14 protein-coding genes are annotated in these 15,386 nt (G+C 59.8%); 3 read left to right on the top strand and 11 right to left on the bottom strand.

Annotated elements, in window-relative coordinates; all coding sequences use genetic code 11:
- Positions 1–62: 62 nt before the first annotated feature.
- Positions 63–2,096, top strand: a complete 2,034-nt coding sequence (locus tag ACR0C5_RS01380) for a ComEC/Rec2 family competence protein (protein ID WP_480873991.1) — start codon at positions 63–65, stop codon at positions 2,094–2,096.
- On the opposite strand, the gene lexA is transcribed toward ACR0C5_RS01380, so the two are convergent.
- The 6 genes from lexA to ACR0C5_RS01350 all read right to left on the bottom strand — a co-directional run bounded on the left by lexA (position 2,090) and on the right by ACR0C5_RS01350 (position 6,912).
- Positions 2,090–2,788 (bottom strand): transcriptional repressor LexA, encoded by a 699-nt coding sequence (gene lexA, locus ACR0C5_RS01375; protein ID WP_170782463.1) that lies wholly within the window; start codon positions 2,786–2,788, stop codon positions 2,090–2,092. The two genes, ACR0C5_RS01380 and lexA, sit on opposite strands and share 7 nt — an antisense overlap.
- Before the next feature lie 75 nt (positions 2,789–2,863).
- Positions 2,864–4,036, bottom strand: a complete 1,173-nt coding sequence (locus ACR0C5_RS01370; protein WP_480873990.1) for a molybdopterin molybdotransferase MoeA — start codon at positions 4,034–4,036, stop codon at positions 2,864–2,866.
- Positions 4,033–4,506: a cyclic pyranopterin monophosphate synthase MoaC gene (gene moaC, locus ACR0C5_RS01365; RefSeq protein ID WP_480857200.1), complete on the bottom strand. Its 474-nt coding sequence runs from the start codon at positions 4,504–4,506 to the stop codon at positions 4,033–4,035. Before moaC ends, ACR0C5_RS01370 begins: the two co-directional genes overlap by 4 nt.
- On the bottom strand, positions 4,506–5,318 hold the full coding sequence (gene trpC / locus ACR0C5_RS01360) for an indole-3-glycerol phosphate synthase TrpC (protein ID WP_480873987.1): 813 nt from the start codon (positions 5,316–5,318) through the stop codon (positions 4,506–4,508). Before trpC ends, moaC begins: the two co-directional genes overlap by 1 nt.
- Positions 5,315–6,334, bottom strand: coding sequence for an anthranilate phosphoribosyltransferase (gene trpD, locus ACR0C5_RS01355; RefSeq protein ID WP_480873984.1), 1,020 nt, complete (start codon positions 6,332–6,334; stop codon positions 5,315–5,317). The genes trpC and trpD overlap by 4 nt, the downstream gene beginning before the upstream one ends.
- On the bottom strand, positions 6,331–6,912 hold the full coding sequence (locus tag ACR0C5_RS01350) for an anthranilate synthase component II (protein ID WP_480502421.1): 582 nt from the start codon (positions 6,910–6,912) through the stop codon (positions 6,331–6,333). The genes trpD and ACR0C5_RS01350 overlap by 4 nt, the downstream gene beginning before the upstream one ends.
- Before the next feature lie 194 nt (positions 6,913–7,106).
- Between ACR0C5_RS01350 and ACR0C5_RS01345 the strand changes: the two genes are divergently transcribed.
- Positions 7,107–8,543 carry a divergent polysaccharide deacetylase family protein gene (locus tag ACR0C5_RS01345; RefSeq protein WP_480873982.1) on the top strand — a complete coding sequence of 479 codons (1,437 nt, stop codon included), beginning with the start codon at positions 7,107–7,109 and terminating at the stop codon, positions 8,541–8,543.
- A 21-nt stretch (positions 8,544–8,564) separates the two neighbouring features.
- Here the strand turns inward: ACR0C5_RS01345 and trpE are convergent, their stop codons facing one another.
- From trpE to fabI, 5 genes are all read right to left on the bottom strand, one after another.
- Positions 8,565–10,076, bottom strand: a complete 1,512-nt coding sequence (gene trpE / locus ACR0C5_RS01340; protein WP_170782456.1) for an anthranilate synthase component I — start codon at positions 10,074–10,076, stop codon at positions 8,565–8,567.
- Between the two features lie 9 nt (positions 10,077–10,085).
- Positions 10,086–11,927, bottom strand: coding sequence for a peptidyl-prolyl cis-trans isomerase (locus ACR0C5_RS01335; RefSeq protein WP_480873979.1), 1,842 nt, complete (start codon positions 11,925–11,927; stop codon positions 10,086–10,088).
- A gap of 84 nt (positions 11,928–12,011) precedes the next feature.
- Positions 12,012–13,187 (bottom strand): aminotransferase, encoded by a 1,176-nt coding sequence (locus ACR0C5_RS01330; RefSeq protein ID WP_480873976.1) that lies wholly within the window; start codon positions 13,185–13,187, stop codon positions 12,012–12,014.
- A 62-nt stretch (positions 13,188–13,249) separates the two neighbouring features.
- Positions 13,250–13,759 carry a xanthine phosphoribosyltransferase gene (gene gpt / locus ACR0C5_RS01325; protein WP_170774211.1) on the bottom strand — a complete coding sequence of 170 codons (510 nt, stop codon included), beginning with the start codon at positions 13,757–13,759 and terminating at the stop codon, positions 13,250–13,252.
- Positions 13,760–13,764: 5 nt separating this feature from the next.
- Positions 13,765–14,571 carry an enoyl-ACP reductase FabI gene (fabI, locus tag ACR0C5_RS01320; RefSeq protein WP_170774209.1) on the bottom strand — a complete coding sequence of 269 codons (807 nt, stop codon included), beginning with the start codon at positions 14,569–14,571 and terminating at the stop codon, positions 13,765–13,767.
- 136 nt (positions 14,572–14,707) lie between these two features.
- Between fabI and pdxH the strand changes: the two genes are divergently transcribed.
- Positions 14,708–15,313: a pyridoxamine 5'-phosphate oxidase gene (gene pdxH / locus ACR0C5_RS01315; protein ID WP_170788637.1), complete on the top strand. Its 606-nt coding sequence runs from the start codon at positions 14,708–14,710 to the stop codon at positions 15,311–15,313.
- Positions 15,314–15,386: the final 73 nt, after the last annotated feature.

Raw genomic sequence — 15,386 nt, 5'->3', positions numbered from 1 at the left:
TTGGTAACCGTGTCGGGCATAGTTTGGCGCCTGTCTAACGAGGCTGAGGGACGGGGGCAACCATGCGTGTTCTGGCCCGGGTCGAAGCCGCATTGCTGAACCAGACCGGGTACCTGTTTCCATGGTCTCCTGTGTGTCTGGCGATGGGGATCGGTCTGTATTTCTCGCTCCGGTTCGAACCGGCTTGGCAAGTCTACGTCTGTCTCGGCGCGGTCGTTATTGCGGCTTGGGGGTTAGCCCGCAAGGCACGATCCGGCTGGGCCTCGTTGGCAATCGGGGGGGCGCTGATCGCGGTCGGGTTCATACTGGCCGGTATCCGCGCCCATACGGTGGCAGAGCCGGTTTTGTCGTGGCGATACTATGGCCCGGTCGAGGGGCGGGTCGTCGCCATTGACCGCTCTGCGTCGGATGCGCTGCGGGTGACATTGGATCGGGTGCGGATAGGGGATGTGCCCAAGGATCGTCGGCCGCAGCGCGTCCGGCTCTCGCTACATGGCCCAGTGGCGCAGATCGAACCGGGGCAGCGCATCATGACCACAGGGCATCTGTCGCCACCGCAAGGTCCGGTGGAGCCCGGTGGTTTCGACTTTCGCCGCCATGCATGGTTTCAAAGCCTCGGCGCGGTGGGATATACACGCGTACCGGTCCTGACGATTGCCGCAGCAAATCCCGAAGGGGTGCAGATCACAGCGTGGCGTATGGCGATATCCGGGCATGTCCGATCCATCCTGCCTGGTGAGGTCGGAGGTTTCGCCGCAGCCGTCACCACCGGAGATCGCAGCGGTATGGGTCAGAGCACGTTGGAGTCCCTGCGTGCATCCAACCTGGCGCATCTTCTGGCCATTTCGGGCCTGCATATGGGGCTGTTGACGGGCTTTGTGTATCTTGCGCTTCGTATCGGCCTGTCAGCAGTGCCCGTCTTGGCGCTCAGATGGCCTGTGCGCAAACTGGCCGCGATCGGGGCGCTGATCGCGGCGACGGTCTATCTGATGCTGTCAGGCGGTAGCGTTGCGACCGAGCGTGCCTTTGTCATGGCCAGCGTCATGCTAGGGGCGGTACTCATCGACCGCCGGGCCATTTCGTTGCGCGCGGTGGCCGTTGCCGCGCTGATCGGATTGATTCTGCGGCCGGAATCGCTGTTGAGCCCCGGTTTTCAGATGTCCTTTGCTGCCACCACCGCTTTGGTGGCTGTCTTCGGCCAATTGCGCGATGTCGGGCCGTTGCCTGGACCAAAATGGCTGAAATCAGTAGCCGGGTTGTTTATGTCCTCTGCAATTGCAGGGCTGGCGACGGCGCCGATCGGAGCGGCGCATTTTAACACGATGTCGCACTATGGCCTGGTGGCAAACATGCTGTCCGTGCCAGTCATGGGCATGGTCGTGGTGCCTGCCGCGGTGGTTGCTGCCTTGCTGGCCCCCTTCGGGCTGGAATCACTGGCGCTGGGAGTAATGGGGCTTGGGCTGGAGTGGATATTGCTGGTGTCCGAACGGGTCTCGGGGTTGGAGGGCGCCGTTGGACATGTCGCAAGCCCGCCCGGTTACGTACTGCCTCTCTGTGCATGTGGAGCGTTGTGGATCGCCCTTTGGCAAGGGCGTTCAAGATGGCTGGGGGTCAGCGCCGTGGCGGCTGCCTTTTTGCTGTGGGGGCAAGGCCAACGCCCCGAGGTTCTGATTGCTGATTCAGGCGGGCTGGTGGGCGTCATGACCGATCAAGGCCGCGCGCTGAGCAAGGAAAAAGGCAGCGGATTTATTGCGACGGTCTGGCTGGAAAACGATGGGGACGGGGTGGGGCAGCCCAATGCCGCGGCGCGTTGGCCTGAGCCGAGTGCTATCCAGCGGTATTCATGGCGCGGGAAAGAGCTGATTCACCTGACGGGAAAACGAGCAGCCTCGGGTTTTGGGGACTGCACGTCGAACCAGATCGTGATTGCTGCCGTAGAGGTTGATCTGAAGGGGGACTGTGATCTCTATGATCCTGCGCGGCTTTTACAAACCGGCAGTCTTGCCCTGTCTGGAAGTAAGGTCATGACCAGCCGAAAGATTGTCGGAGACCGGCTGTGGTCTCCGAAAACACGCGGCGACAAACGGGCTCAGTAGCTTCGGATCAGGCCGACCAACCGGCCTTGTACCTTGACCTTGTCCTCGGGCAGCACTCGGGTTTCGTAGGCGGGGTTCGCGGCCTCAAGCGCAATCGCATGCCCACGCCGGAAAAACCGCTTTAGTGTGGCTTCCTGATCTTCGACCAGCGCCACGACGATATCGCCATTATCCGCGACCGAGGTTTCTCGGATCACCACGACGTCCCCGTCATTGATTCCGGCGTCGATCATGGAATCACCCCGCACCTCAAGCGCGTAATGCTCACCCTTGCCAGAGACCATTGTACCCGGCACTGCAACACGGTGCGAGACATGGCTGATCGCCTCAATCGGGACACCGGCGGCGATGCGACCCATGACGGGCAATTCCATTGCGTCAACGGTCACGGGGTCAAAATTGGCTGGGCGCGGGCCATCGGGCCTGTCGCCTTCGATCACACGCGGCTTGAATGCGGCCGTAGGCTCACCCCCAAGGCTTTCGGGCAGTTTCACAATCTCAATCGCACGGGCGCGGTGGGCGAGGCGACGAATAAAGCCGCGTTCCTCGAGCGCGGTGATCAATCTGTGGATGCCGGACTTGGACCGCAGGTCCAGCGCCGCCTTCATCTCGTCAAAACTGGGGGGAACACCATCCGCTTGAACGCGTTTGTGGATGAATTCCAACAAATCCAACTGCTTCTTGGTCAGCATTGCTCACACCTCGTCGGTCATGCGTTTTCTTTTGTTCTACGCATGTTCACGTTTTGTGTCAATGGTTTTGGTGCATCAGATCGGCAGGTACTGAACCTCGTCCCCAGCCGAGCGCGCAGGGTCATGGGGCTGGCGCACTAACAGGGCGTTGGCTTGTGCTAGAACGCTTAGCAGCGAACTGTCCTGATCATCGCAGGCGCGGATGCCTTCATAATCCAAAACGGCGCGCATGTAGTGTTCACGTGGCCCGTTCTGGCTGATATCGGCCGCCAGTTTTGCAGTGCGGAAGGGTTGAAGAACCTTTCCAATTCCCAACATCCGGCGGATCATCGGAACAAGGAAGAGATAGCCGCAAACCATTGCACTCACGGGATTTCCCGGCAGTCCAACCATCGCGCTTTGCCCTAATCGTCCGGCCATCAGAGGCTTCCCGGGACGCATCCGGATCTTGTAGAAGGCGCGCTCCATCCCCAAATTGCTTGAGACATCAGAGACCAAGTCGTAATCACCGACCGATGCGCCACCGATCGTCACGACCAGATCGGCCCCTTCAGCCAAACCAAACGCGGTTTCCAGAGACGATTGCGTGTCGCGCGCTATCGGCAGGACTCGCACATGTGCTCCGGTCTTCTCGAGCAACGCCTTGAGGCCGAAAGTGTTGGACGCGATGATCTGGTCAGGGCCGGGGATCTCTCCGGGCATGACCAATTCGTCGCCGGTCGAGATCAGCGCGACAACCGGCTTGCGGGCGACGGGTACTTCCGCAATGTTCATTGCGGCCATCAGCGCAACATCTTCGGGTCGTAACTGTTTGGGCGCGCATATTTTTGTGCCGCTTTTGAAGTCGGCCCCGGCAGGGCGAATGTTCGTCTTCTCCCCTGGCTCGTCGGCAATGGTCAACAGATCGCCGCGCCGGTCGGTGTCCTCTTGGATCACGACGAAATCGGCCCCGTCAGGAACGGGCGCGCCGGTGAAGATGCGCACGGCTTGTCCCGGACCCACTGTACCTTGAAACCGCCGCCCAGCTGCAGCTTCGCCCACGACCTTGAACATGGCGTGCAGTTCGACCTCTGCGGCTTTGACCGCGTAACCATCCATCGACGAGGCCGCAAAGGGTGGTTGATCCCGTGTGGAAACGACGTCAGCGGCCAGGCACCGGCCTGCAGAGTCTGCCAAGGAAACGGTTTCGGACGGCAGGGGCGAAACCAGCTTGAACAGCAGCGCGCGGGCGTCTTCGACTGAGATCATGACGCCTCGTATCGCCCTGATTTACCACCATCTTTCAGCAATACGCGAATGCCGCCGATCTCCATCGCCTTGTCCACAGCCTTGGTCATGTCATAGACGGTCAAGGCGGCGGTCGAGGCGGCCGTCAACGCTTCCATCTCGACGCCCGTCTGGCCCGAGGTCTTGACGGTCGCCTCAATCTGCACACCGGGTAATTCTGGGTCCAACGTCAGTTCAACCGCGACCTTGGTGACAGGCAGCGGGTGACATAGTGGGATAAGGTCCGGTGTTTTCTTGGCGCCCATGATTCCGGCCAGTCGGGCCACGCCCAGAACATCGCCCTTTTTGGCCCGGCCTTCTGATATCAAATCAAAGGTTTCCTGCGCCATTTTAATGTGTCCGGAAGCAACGGCGACCCGATTTGTAACCGCCTTTTCAGACACGTCGACCATATGCGCCTGACCCTGTGCGTCGAAATGAGTTAACGGCATCACATCACTCCGGGGATGAGAGGATTGGCCAGCAGGTGGCGCGTAGCCGAGGCGACGTCGCCTTGCCGCATCAGGCTTTCGCCTATCAGGAAACTGCGCGCACCATAGCGGGCCATATCTGCAAGGTCGTCGGGGGTGCTTAGACCGCTTTCGCAGACAATAGTGCGATCGCCGGGCACCAGTTTTGACAAGCGACGGGTGGTATCAAGAGTTGTCTCGAACGTCTTGAGATTGCGGTTGTTTATCCCGATCAGTGGGCTTTTGAGGCCTGTCGCACGCTCAAGCTCTTCCTCGTCATGCACCTCGATCAGAACGTCCATGCCCCAGTCGAAAGCGGTCTGTTCCAACTCTGCGGCCTGAGCGTCCTCGACCGAGGCCATGATGATAAGGATACAATCTGCCCCCAGCGCACGCGCTTCGACTACTTGATAGGGGTCATACATGAAATCCTTGCGCAGTGCAGGCAGCGAACAGGCGGCACGCGCAGCGGTTAGGAACGGTTTGTCGCCCTGAAAGCTGGGTGTGTCGGTCAATACGGACAGACAAGTGGCCCCACCCTCCGCATAGGCTGTGGCCAGGGCGGGTGGGTCAAAATCGGGACGGATCAAGCCCTTGGATGGACTGGCTTTCTTGATCTCTGCAATCAGGCCATACCCTGTGCGGGCGGCGGTCTGAATGGCTGCTGCAAACCCGCGTATTTCACCGGCTTCTCGCGCTTGTTCTTCCAGCGTTTCCAGTGATTTATGCGTCTTATCTGATGCAACTTCCTCAAGCTTATAGGCTTTGATTTTATCCAGTACCGTCCCGGTCATGCGGCCTCCTGAGTAATACGGGCCACCATGGCAATTTTGTCTTTCGCGTTTCCGCTGTCGATGCTCTCGGCTGCCTTGGCAACCCCGTCCTTGAGGTCCGAGGCTGCATCCGCAACCACCAGCGCGGCTGCGGCATTCAGCAAAACCGCATCCCGATAGGCCGATGGTTGGCCGTTCAGCAATGCTCGGAACGCAACCGCGTTTTCTTCGGGTGTGCCACCTAAGATGTCCTCGAAAGGGTGAACCGGCAGGCCAGCGTCCTCGGGGTGCAATTCGACCTCTTTGACGCGTCCATCCTCTAGCGCGGCAACCCAGCTTACACCGGTGATGGTCAACTCATCCGTTCCGTCGGATCCATGCACCAACCACGCGCGGTCGGCGCCCAATAGACCCAAAGTCTCAGCCATCGGGCGGATCAGATCGCGGCTAAACGCGCCAGTCAGTTGCCGTTTGACGCCTGCGGGGTTGGTCAGCGGGCCAAGAATATTGAAGATCGTGCGCGTCCCAAGCTCTTGCCGTGTGGGCATGACATGGGCGATCGCCGGGTGGTGCATCGGGGCCATCATGAACCCGATCCCGGCCTCTTGCAGCGCCTTTTCAACTGTTTCCGGGCCGACCATAACGTTGATCCCCAACTGTCCCAGCGCATCAGCGGCCCCGGATTTCGAGCTGAGGTTGCGGTTTCCGTGCTTAGCTACTGTCACCCCGGCGCCGGCAACCACAAAAGCGGTTGCGGTCGAGATGTTCAGAGTGCCTTTGCCGTCTCCGCCAGTGCCGACGATGTCGATCGCGCCCTCGGGCGCTTGGACTGCGTTGCATTTGGCGCGCATGACAGCGGCGGCGGCGGCGTATTCCTCGACTGTTTCGCCCCGGGTGCGCATGGCCATCAGCAGCCCGCCGATCTGGCTGGGCGTGGCAGCACCGTCAAACAGAATGCCAAAGGCCTGTTCAGCCTCGGCGCGGGTCAGGGGCCGGTCGGCGGCGGCCCCGATCAGCGGTTTCAGAGCGTCGCTCATGCGGGAACTTTCATCTCGGACAGGAAATTCTTGAGCAGGGCGTGGCCGTGCTCGGATGCGATGGATTCTGGGTGGAACTGAACGCCATGAATGGGCAATTCTCTATGTTGCAGACCCATGATGGTACCGTCCTCCAATTCTGCCGTGATTTCAAGGCAGTCGGGCAGGGTGTTACGGTCCACAACCAGCGAGTGATAGCGCGTCGCCTCAAACGGCGATGGCAGCCCTGCGAACAGACCTTTGCTTGTATGGTGCATGGTGCCCATCTTGCCGTGGACGATCTCGTGACAGCGGATGACGTCGCCACCAAAAGCCTGACCGATGGTCTGATGTCCAAGGCACACACCCATCAGCGGTGTCTGCGTTTCTGCCGCGGCCTTGGTCAGAGCCAGGCAGATGCCGGCCTGATCAGGATCACAGGGGCCAGGGCTGAGCAAGATGCCTGTCGGGTTCATGGCCATCGCTTCTTGCACATCCAAAGCGTCGTTGCGCCGGATCACCATTTCGGCCCCAAGTTCGCCCAAATAGTGGACGAGGTTGTAGGTAAACGAGTCGTAGTTGTCGATCAGCAGCAGCATGTGAGCACTTGTCTTAGATTGGGCATTTCGGACTGGCGATGCAGCCCCGAGCCGCGATATAATGTCGGGACATACATGCTCAGGCTTGCGGGGCAGCGTCAAGAGGACATCCGACCTGACGCGCCTGCAAGGTGAGTGTCGCAGAAGACGGCACATTGACAGTCGACGCAGGAATTGGACGAGAGGCAATTATTATGGGCGGATTTGTGGGTGGAATGATCGCAGGTGCGGTCGTTGTATTGCTGCTGGGCGCGGCGTTGTCGCTGAATACCCCCCTGACGCGAAAACCGGAGGTGGTTGAAAAAGCCCCTGAACCGGCCGAAATCGAAGCCGCGCAAGTGACCGAGGCCGAGGTTGGTACGATCGCCGATGCCGATGTTTTAACGCTGCCTGCCCCTGATCCGGCCCCGGCGGATGCGCCCGACACTGTGGCGGGGCTGTCCGAAGTTGAAAACGCGCCGAACACTGTCCCCGAAGTGAATGAGACCGCCGTTCAGGTGGACAGCGCCGAGCAGGTTGAAACCACCGACGTGGCCATTGCAACTGAAGCTCCTGTTGCCCCACAGGCTCCGACCTCTCCTCAAGTTCCTGAAGCGCTGGCCGAGGCTCCGCTGGCCGAAGACGTGCCTGCTGTTATTGAGGAGGCTCCGACACCTCCGGCCCCTGTCGAAGAGGTGGTTGTGGAAGAGGTTGCGCCAGCGGAAGACACTCCGGTTTCCGAGCCGCTGCCCGAGGTGGCCGCAGTTGAGCCGGAACCGGAAACGCAAGACCCCGTTGCGGTTGAGCCGAAGGATGAAGAACCGCCCCGTACCCTGCCGCGTATTGCCGCTGTGCCACAGATCGGGGCCGATCAGGCCACCGAGGGGACGCAGGGCGTCGGCCGGCGCGTTGTTCCCCTGACCGAGCGAGACGGCGGTGAACCCGTTGATGAAACTGCCGACGCGGCCCCAGTTTCTAACAAGCCGATCGAGGCTTATGCCGCCGAATTCGACCAACCCGGCTCGGTGCCACTGATGTCGATCATTCTGATCGATGACGAAGGCGCGTATGGGGCCGAAGCGTTGCAGGACTTCCCTTATCCGATCAGCTTTGCCATCAGCCCGTCCGACCCCGAAGCTGCGGAAAAGATGGCCCGTTACCGCGCGGCAGGATTTGAGGTTCTGGCGATGGCGGACCTGCCCAAAGAAGCCAGCGCGCAGGATGCCGAGGTCTCGCTGTCTGTATGGCTGGATATGCTACCTGAAACGGTTGGCATCCTTGAAGGGGTCGATACGGGGATTCAGGGCAACCGCAAGCTGGCTGATCAAGTTGCGGCTATCGCAGGCGGCACTGGTCGTGGGTTGATCACTCAAGACAATGGGTTGAACACGGTGCAGAAACTGGCCGCGCGGAATGGCATTCCGTCCAGCGTAATCTTCCGTGATATCGACGGTGCGCGTCAGGAGCCGAAAGTGATGCGTCGCTTTCTGGATCAAGCGGCCTTTCGGGCCGGGCAAGAAGGTTCGGTTGTGATGTTGGGTCGTTTGCGCCCCGACACGATCTCGGCATTGTTGGTTTGGGGATTGGAGGATCGTGGCGGTCGCGTGACAATGGCACCGATCTCGGCCGTGATGAAGCGACAGGTTCAATAGGCGCGTTAACTGCGCCTATTTTCAGCTATTGCCCGAACCGGTGAAGCGCGCCGCATCCTCAGCAGCGCGGCGGATGGCGTTGGATTTATGGACTGTTTCCATGAACTCGGCCTCAGGGTCGCTGTCATAGACCACACCGCCCCCGGCTTGGATGTAAAGCTTTTGATCCTTCACGATGGCTGTGCGCAGGGCGATACACATATCCATGTCGCCCCCCGCGCTGAAATAGCCGACACCGCCGCCATAGATACCGCGCTTTTCGGGTTCCAGCTCATCAATGATCTCCATCGCCCGCACTTTCGGTGCGCCTGAGACGGTCCCGGCGGGCATACCGGCAAAGAAGGCGTCCAGCGCGTCTTTGTCGTCGGCCAGCTCTCCGACCACGTTCGAGACGATGTGCATCACGTGGCTGTAGCGTTCGATGATGAACTCTTCGGTCGGGCGGACAGTGCCAATCTTGGACACGCGCCCCGTATCGTTGCGGCCCAGATCCAGCAGCATCAGATGCTCGGCCAGTTCTTTCTTGTCGGCCAGCAGGTCGACCTCATTCGCCTTGTCCTCTTCGGGCGTCGCACCCCGCGGGCGGGTGCCAGCGATGGGACGGATCGTGACCTCATTGCCGAAGACGCGCACCAGAATTTCTGGGCTGGCGCCAACGACCTGAAATCCGCCGAAGTTGAAATAAAACATGAAGGGCGACGGGTTGGTCCGACGCAACGAACGGTAGAGCGCAAAGGGCGGCTGGGGGAAATCCTGCGTCCAGCGCTGCGCCGGGACGACCTGAAAGATATCGCCCGCGCGGATGTATTCCTTGGCTTTTTCAACCGCTTCCATGTAGCCGGACTTGGTGAAGTTCGACTGCGGAGTCGCGACTTCCGATGCATCGCCAAGATCGCGCGATTCAGCAGGCATGGCGCGTTCCAGATCCCGCACGGCGTCCATGACACGCTCGGCGGCCTGTGCATAGGCCGCTTTGGCCGATTGCCCTTCGCTGACCCAGGCGGGAGAAACAACCGTAACCTCGCCCTTGACGCCGTCCAGCACAGCTACGACTGACGGGCGCAGCATCACCGCATCAGGCAGCCCAAGAGGATCAGGGTTCACATTGGGCAGGTATTCCACCAGCCGCACCATGTCATAGCCCAGATATCCAAACAGCCCGGCAGCGGCCTGCGGCAGATCATCGGGCAGGTCGATCCGGCTTTCGGCCAGCAATGCCCGCAGGTTGTCCATGGGATTGCCGGTTTGCGGATCGAAAGCTTCGGGGTCGAAGCGGGCGGAACGGTTCAGTTCGGACGCTTCCCCCCGGCAACGCCAGATCAGATCGGGCTTCATTCCGATGATCGAGTACCGGCCGCGCACCTCGCCGCCTGTCACTGATTCCAGCATGAACGCGTCTTTCTGCGCGCCCGTCAGCTTGAGCATCAGCGACACCGGCGTATCCAGATCAGCGGCCAATCGGGTGTAAACGACCTGGTTCTCGCCTGCCTCATAGGCGCGGGCGAAGCTGTCGTATTCAGGAGTCAAGGCCATAGGGGTCTCTTAGTAGCTCGCTTGGACAGCGTTCAGGGCCTGTTGATCCACGACGGGACGGGCGCGAACCTGCGCGTCACGGACATAGGCGTCGAAAATATTCTGAGCCAGAGCTTGGTTCAACTGCGCCGCAAGGGCTTCGCGTGCCTGACGCAACTCGTCTGTCTCATCAGGCGGCAAAAGCTCTTCGAGCCGCACAACAAAGGCAGAACCAGTGCCAGGGATCACGCGCAACTCATCCAGTTCCATGTCAAACACGTCCGACATGAAGGTTGCGGGAACGTCATCCAGAAAAGCGGTCCGGGTCAGGGCGTTTTCCACGCGGAAGGGCAGGCCAGTTTCAGTGAAATCGCCATTGCTCTCAAGCTGTGCAAGAACGGTTTTGGCCTGCTCTTCCAGCGCCTTGTCCGTCTCTGCCTGCACCCAAGCGCCAATCACGCGATCACGGGCGCTGTCCAGCGGTTCCGGGCGGCGGGGTAGAACTTCGTCCAGTCGCAGGGCAAAGATTGAGCCGTCCTCAAGGAACGCAACTTCGGGGAAATCGCCTTCGATCACGTCCTGTGCGGCAACGCGGAACCCGTCATAAGCGGCCACGCCATCTTCGCTTTGGCGAGTCCAGTCGATCTGGCCCAGTTCCATCTCAGTCTCGCCCACCAGCTCTTCCAAGGTGGCACCACCCGCCAGCAGGTCGTTGATGTCTTCGGCTTGCGCCTCGATCTGGCGGCGGGCACGGTCAGCGGCCAGTTCTTCACGCAAAATTGGAGCGGCGTCTTCGAACGCAATGATGTTTTCCGCCAGCGTGCCGTTGATGCGGAACAGTGCCGGGCCCAGAGGCGACGGAAGGGGGCCAACAACATCGTCCAGTTCGGCGGCAAATACGCCGTCGGCCGCGTCGCCAATATCGTCCCGGGTCACGTCACCCAGATCGACATCACTGAGTTCAAGATCGCGGTCGCGCACCAGAGTTTCGAACGTTGTGCCGCCGACAGCGATTTGCGCCATGGCAGTCTCGGCAGCGGCCTCGTCCGAAAATGGCAGACGTTCGACCAAACGTCGCGCGGGCTGTTGGAATTCCTCCGAGCGCTGATCATAGAGGCGGCGCACCGCGTCCTCATCCACCTCAACGCTGTCCAGCAGCATGTCGGGTGACAGTATTGCATAGGTCAGCCGCTTGGTGCGGGGCAGGGTGAAAAGGTCGGCATTGTCGTCGTAAAAAGTTTGAACCTGCGCATCGGTGGGCTGTCCGATTGGCTCAGACAGGGCGTCCGGGCTGACGGTCGCAACAGTAAAGCTGCGTCGCGCGCCGACGAAATTGGTCATCACATCTGTCAGGGTCTGGGGCATCTCGACGCCGCCCATGATCGCGCCCTGCACGATGGTGCGTGCAGATTCCTTGCGCAGATCGGATTCGAATTCGCTGTCGGTCAGGCCAACCTGATCAAGCTGAAACTCATACGAGTCGCGGTCGAAACTTCCATCCACCCCCTGAAAGGCCGGGATGGCCAGAATTTCCTTCTGCAGGTTCTCATCCCCGATCGAAAGGCCCAGCAGACCGACCTCATTATCCAGCGCGGCAAGCGCGGTCAGGCGCGAGAGGGCAAGCTGGTCCAGCCCGAACTCATGCGCCTGCGAGATTTGCATCGGTTGCCCGGTCTGACTTTCGACGGCGCGGATTTCGCGTTGAAGCTCACGCACATAATCGTTGATCGAGATATCTTCGTTGCCTACCTGCGCGACACTGCGCGCGGTTCCGGTCAGGCTTGTGGCCCCGAACCCGGCAAGGCCCAGCATCAAAAGACCCATCAGGATCCAGACAAAGGTCTTTGAAAGGTTTTTCATGCCTGCGGCCATGGTGCCCTCATTTGTGGTTTTGTGGCAGATTGCTGCCCTGTCGGTTGCGGCCTTGAATACGACGCGGACCGGCGGGGGGCAAGCTCAGAAGGTAGCGTCGGTCAGCCGATCGAACAATTGGCGCAAGCCTTTGCGGTCTAGATTGGCAAAGGCGATGCGGACCTGCCGCTTGCCGGCTGGATCGTCCTGCGGCATGAACATGGTGCCGGGCAAAAGCAGGATGCCGGTTTCGGCCACCATGCGTTTGGCCAACTCGTCCGAGGGCAAGTCGAACGGGTGTTCGAAATAGGCGAAATAAGCGCCTAGCCCCAGAAGTTTCCACCCCTTTTCCGCAAGATCGGGCAACATGTCCTGAATGGCGGCGCGTCTGTCGAGAATCTCATCCCGTTCTCCGGCGACCCATTGCGACAGGTTCTGCATTCCCCAAAGGGCCGCGAATTGACCCATCTGACCGGGGCAGATGGCGACGGTGTCGAGGAATTTTTCGATCTCGGCCAGAAGGTTTGGGCTGGTCGCGATTGCGCCGACCCTGTGGCCGGTCAGACGGTAGGATTTCGAAAAGGAATAGAGATGCACCAGCGTCTCGTCCCAACCGGGTTGTTGGAACAAGTCGTGGGGCGGGCCGCTGCGGCTGTCGAAATCACGGTAGGTTTCATCGACCAGCAGGCGAATTCCGGCCTCTTGCGCCAGATCGTAAAAGGCGCGGACCAGTTCCGCCGGGTATTCGACGCCACCCGGATTGTTCGGCGTCACCAGAGCAATCGCACGTGTTTTATCAGTAATCAGCGCGCGCGCAGCCTCGGGGTCGGGGAGCAAATCGTCCCCGGTTTGCAACGCGATGCTGCGTACCCCTGCCATATCCAGCCACATTTTATGGTTGAAGTACCATGGGGTTGGTAGAATGACCTCATCCCCTTCGTCGGTGATGGCCGAGATAGTGGCGGCGAAAGCCTGATTGCAACCCGAAGTGATGGCGACCTGATCTTGCGAAAGGTCCGCGCCGTAATGGGTGCCGATTTGTTGGGCAAGTTCGGCCCGGAGTTCGGGGTTTCCAAGCACGGGCCCGTAGAGATGTGCGCTGTCTTCACTAACGGCAAACTCGGCCATGGCCTGACGCAAGGCAAGCGGCGGCGGATCGACCGGGGCTGCTTGGCTGACATTTATCAGAGGACGGTCTTGAGTGAAGTCCACGCCCTCAAGCCAGCGGCGCGCCTCCATCACCGGAGGGGGGAAGGTGGCGCGGGTACGGGTTTGGGGCATGGCGGATCATTTTTTGCGAGGCTCTGCCTCGCGCTCCGAGGTGTTTTTGAACAGAAGAAGGATCAGTCGGTGCCCCGGTAGGGTTCGACATATTGCAGGGCCATATCCCATGGGAAGAATATCCATGTGTCCTGGCTGACTTCGGTGATGAAAGTATCAACCATCGGGCGGCCTTTGGGTTTGGCATAGACAGTGGCAAAATGCGCCTTGGGGTACATGTCCCGGACCAGTTCCAGGGTTTTGCCGCTGTCGACCAGGTCATCGATGATCAATACGCCGGTGCCGTCGCCCATCAGGCCGGCGTCCGGGGCCTTCAGAACTTCGGCTTCGCCTTGTTCCTGATGGTGGTAAGAGCGGACGCTGATCGTGTCGACGGTGCGGATGTCCAACTCACGGCTGACAATCATCGCCGGGGCCATGCCGCCGCGCGTGATGGCGACAACGGCGCGCCAGGCACCATCTTCGGGGCCTTGCCCGTCCAGACGCCAGGCCAGAGCGCGCGAGTCGCGGTGAATCTGATCCCAACTGATGTGAAAGCCTTTTTCGTGGGGCAGGCGGTCCTTGGCGCTCATGGATATTAACCTTTTTCAACGTCTGGTGCGTCAACGGCCTTCATGCCGACGATGTGATAACCTGAATCCACGTGCAGATTCTCACCGGTTACGCCTCCGCTGAGGTCAGACAGCAGATAGAGGGCTGAGTTGCCGACGTCATCAATGGTCACGTTGCGGCGCAGGGGCGAGTTATATTCGTTCCATTTCATGATATAGCGGAAATCACCGATCCCGCTGGCTGCCAGCGTCTTGATCGGGCCGGCCGAGATCGCGTTCACGCGAATGCCGTCTTTGCCAAGATCTTCGGCCAGGTATTTGACCGAGGCCTCAAGCGCCGCCTTGGCCACACCCATGACGTTGTAGTGGGGCATGACTTGTTCTGCGCCGTAGTAGGTCAGCGTGACCGCGCTGCCGCCATTGGTCATCATCTTCTCGGCCCGCTGCATTACTGCGGTGAAGGAATAGACCGAGACATCCATGGTCAGTTTGAAATTGGCGCGCGAAGTATCAACGTAGCGGCCGCGCAACTCGTTTTTGTCGGAAAAGCCGATGGCGTGGACGACAAAATCCAAATGTCCCCATTTCTGCGAAAGCGAGTTGAATAGTTCGTCAATCGACTCTTCGTCGCTGACGTCGCAGGGCAGGACGATTTCACTGCCCAATTGAGCGGCCAGCGGGTCCACCCGCTTTTTCAGCGCATCGCCTTGATACGAGAACGCAAGTTCGGCCCCTGCGTCAGACAATGCGCGGGCAATCCCCCATGCGATTGATTTGTCATTCGCCAGTCCCATGATGAGGCCGCGCTTGCCGGCCATCAACTGATTTGACATGTTCGGTTCTCCGCCTGTCCTTCGCATTATGTTGGGATGGTTTATGCCATTGGATGGCCTGCATCAAGGCCGTGTGCTCTTGCCCGTGGCGGGTTCTCGCCCTAGGGTGAACATTAAGAGTTTCCAGGGGATGGAAATGAGCGAACGAGACGGCATTTTCGCCGGTACCGATCCGTTTGAAATAGCGGCGCGGTGGCTGGACGACGCCAGGGACAGTGAACCGAACGATCCGAACGCGATTGCCCTGGCAACCGTGGATTCGACAGGTATGCCAAACGTGCGGATGGTCTTGCTGAAAGAGATCGAGGCTCAGGCCTTTGTGTTCTACACAAATTACGAAAGTACCAAGGCGGCCGAGTTGGACAGTGCCGGGAAAGCTGCTTTTGTGATGCATTGGAAATCTTTGCGGCGTCAAATCCGAGTTCGTGGTACAATAACTCGGGAAAACGGACCACAAGCGGATGAATATTATGCGTCCCGATCCCTAAAAAGCCGGTTGGGTGCATGGGCGTCGAAACAGTCACAGCCGCTCAGCAGCCGGACGGCTCTGATGGCTGAGGTTGCAAAGGTGACCGCAAAGCTGGGGCCGAATCCACCGCGTCCACCGTTTTGGGGTGGATACCGGTTGGAGCCGACAGAGATCGAATTCTGGGCTGACGGAGCCTTCCGTTTGCATGATCGGTTCCAGTGGCGGCGTGAAAACGCAGAGACTGAGTGGCAGATACAGAGGCTGAATCCATGACATTCACGTGCCGCGAAATGCAACACTCGGAGTTTAAAGGGTTTTTTCAGCTTGAAATCGTGGGGCAATCCCA

Source organism: Ruegeria sp. N8, assembly GCF_056531325.1.
Note: the sequence above shows the minus strand (reverse complement) of the source record. Positions and strands in the feature narration are given on the sequence as shown.

What these genes read in the sequence shown, in the direction of transcription:
- ACR0C5_RS01380 (WP_480873991.1), top strand. Translation starts at nt 63, where the DNA reads ATGCGTGTTCTGGCCCGGGTCGAAGCCGCATTGCTGAACCAGACCGGG.
- lexA (WP_170782463.1), bottom strand. Translation starts at nt 2,788, where the DNA reads ATGCTGACCAAGAAGCAGTTGGATTTGTTGGAATTCATCCACAAACGC.
- ACR0C5_RS01370 (WP_480873990.1), bottom strand. Translation starts at nt 4,036, where the DNA reads ATGATCTCAGTCGAAGACGCCCGCGCGCTGCTGTTCAAGCTGGTTTCG.
- moaC (WP_480857200.1), bottom strand. Translation starts at nt 4,506, where the DNA reads ATGCCGTTAACTCATTTCGACGCACAGGGTCAGGCGCATATGGTCGAC.
- trpC (WP_480873987.1), bottom strand. Translation starts at nt 5,318, where the DNA reads ATGACCGGGACGGTACTGGATAAAATCAAAGCCTATAAGCTTGAGGAA.
- trpD (WP_480873984.1), bottom strand. Translation starts at nt 6,334, where the DNA reads ATGAGCGACGCTCTGAAACCGCTGATCGGGGCCGCCGCCGACCGGCCC.
- ACR0C5_RS01350 (WP_480502421.1), bottom strand. Translation starts at nt 6,912, where the DNA reads ATGCTGCTGCTGATCGACAACTACGACTCGTTTACCTACAACCTCGTC.
- ACR0C5_RS01345 (WP_480873982.1), top strand. Translation starts at nt 7,107, where the DNA reads ATGGGCGGATTTGTGGGTGGAATGATCGCAGGTGCGGTCGTTGTATTG.
- trpE (WP_170782456.1), bottom strand. Translation starts at nt 10,076, where the DNA reads ATGGCCTTGACTCCTGAATACGACAGCTTCGCCCGCGCCTATGAGGCA.
- ACR0C5_RS01335 (WP_480873979.1), bottom strand. Translation starts at nt 11,927, where the DNA reads ATGGCCGCAGGCATGAAAAACCTTTCAAAGACCTTTGTCTGGATCCTG.
- ACR0C5_RS01330 (WP_480873976.1), bottom strand. Translation starts at nt 13,187, where the DNA reads ATGCCCCAAACCCGTACCCGCGCCACCTTCCCCCCTCCGGTGATGGAG.
- gpt (WP_170774211.1), bottom strand. Translation starts at nt 13,759, where the DNA reads ATGAGCGCCAAGGACCGCCTGCCCCACGAAAAAGGCTTTCACATCAGT.
- fabI (WP_170774209.1), bottom strand. Translation starts at nt 14,571, where the DNA reads ATGTCAAATCAGTTGATGGCCGGCAAGCGCGGCCTCATCATGGGACTG.
- pdxH (WP_170788637.1), top strand. Translation starts at nt 14,708, where the DNA reads ATGAGCGAACGAGACGGCATTTTCGCCGGTACCGATCCGTTTGAAATA.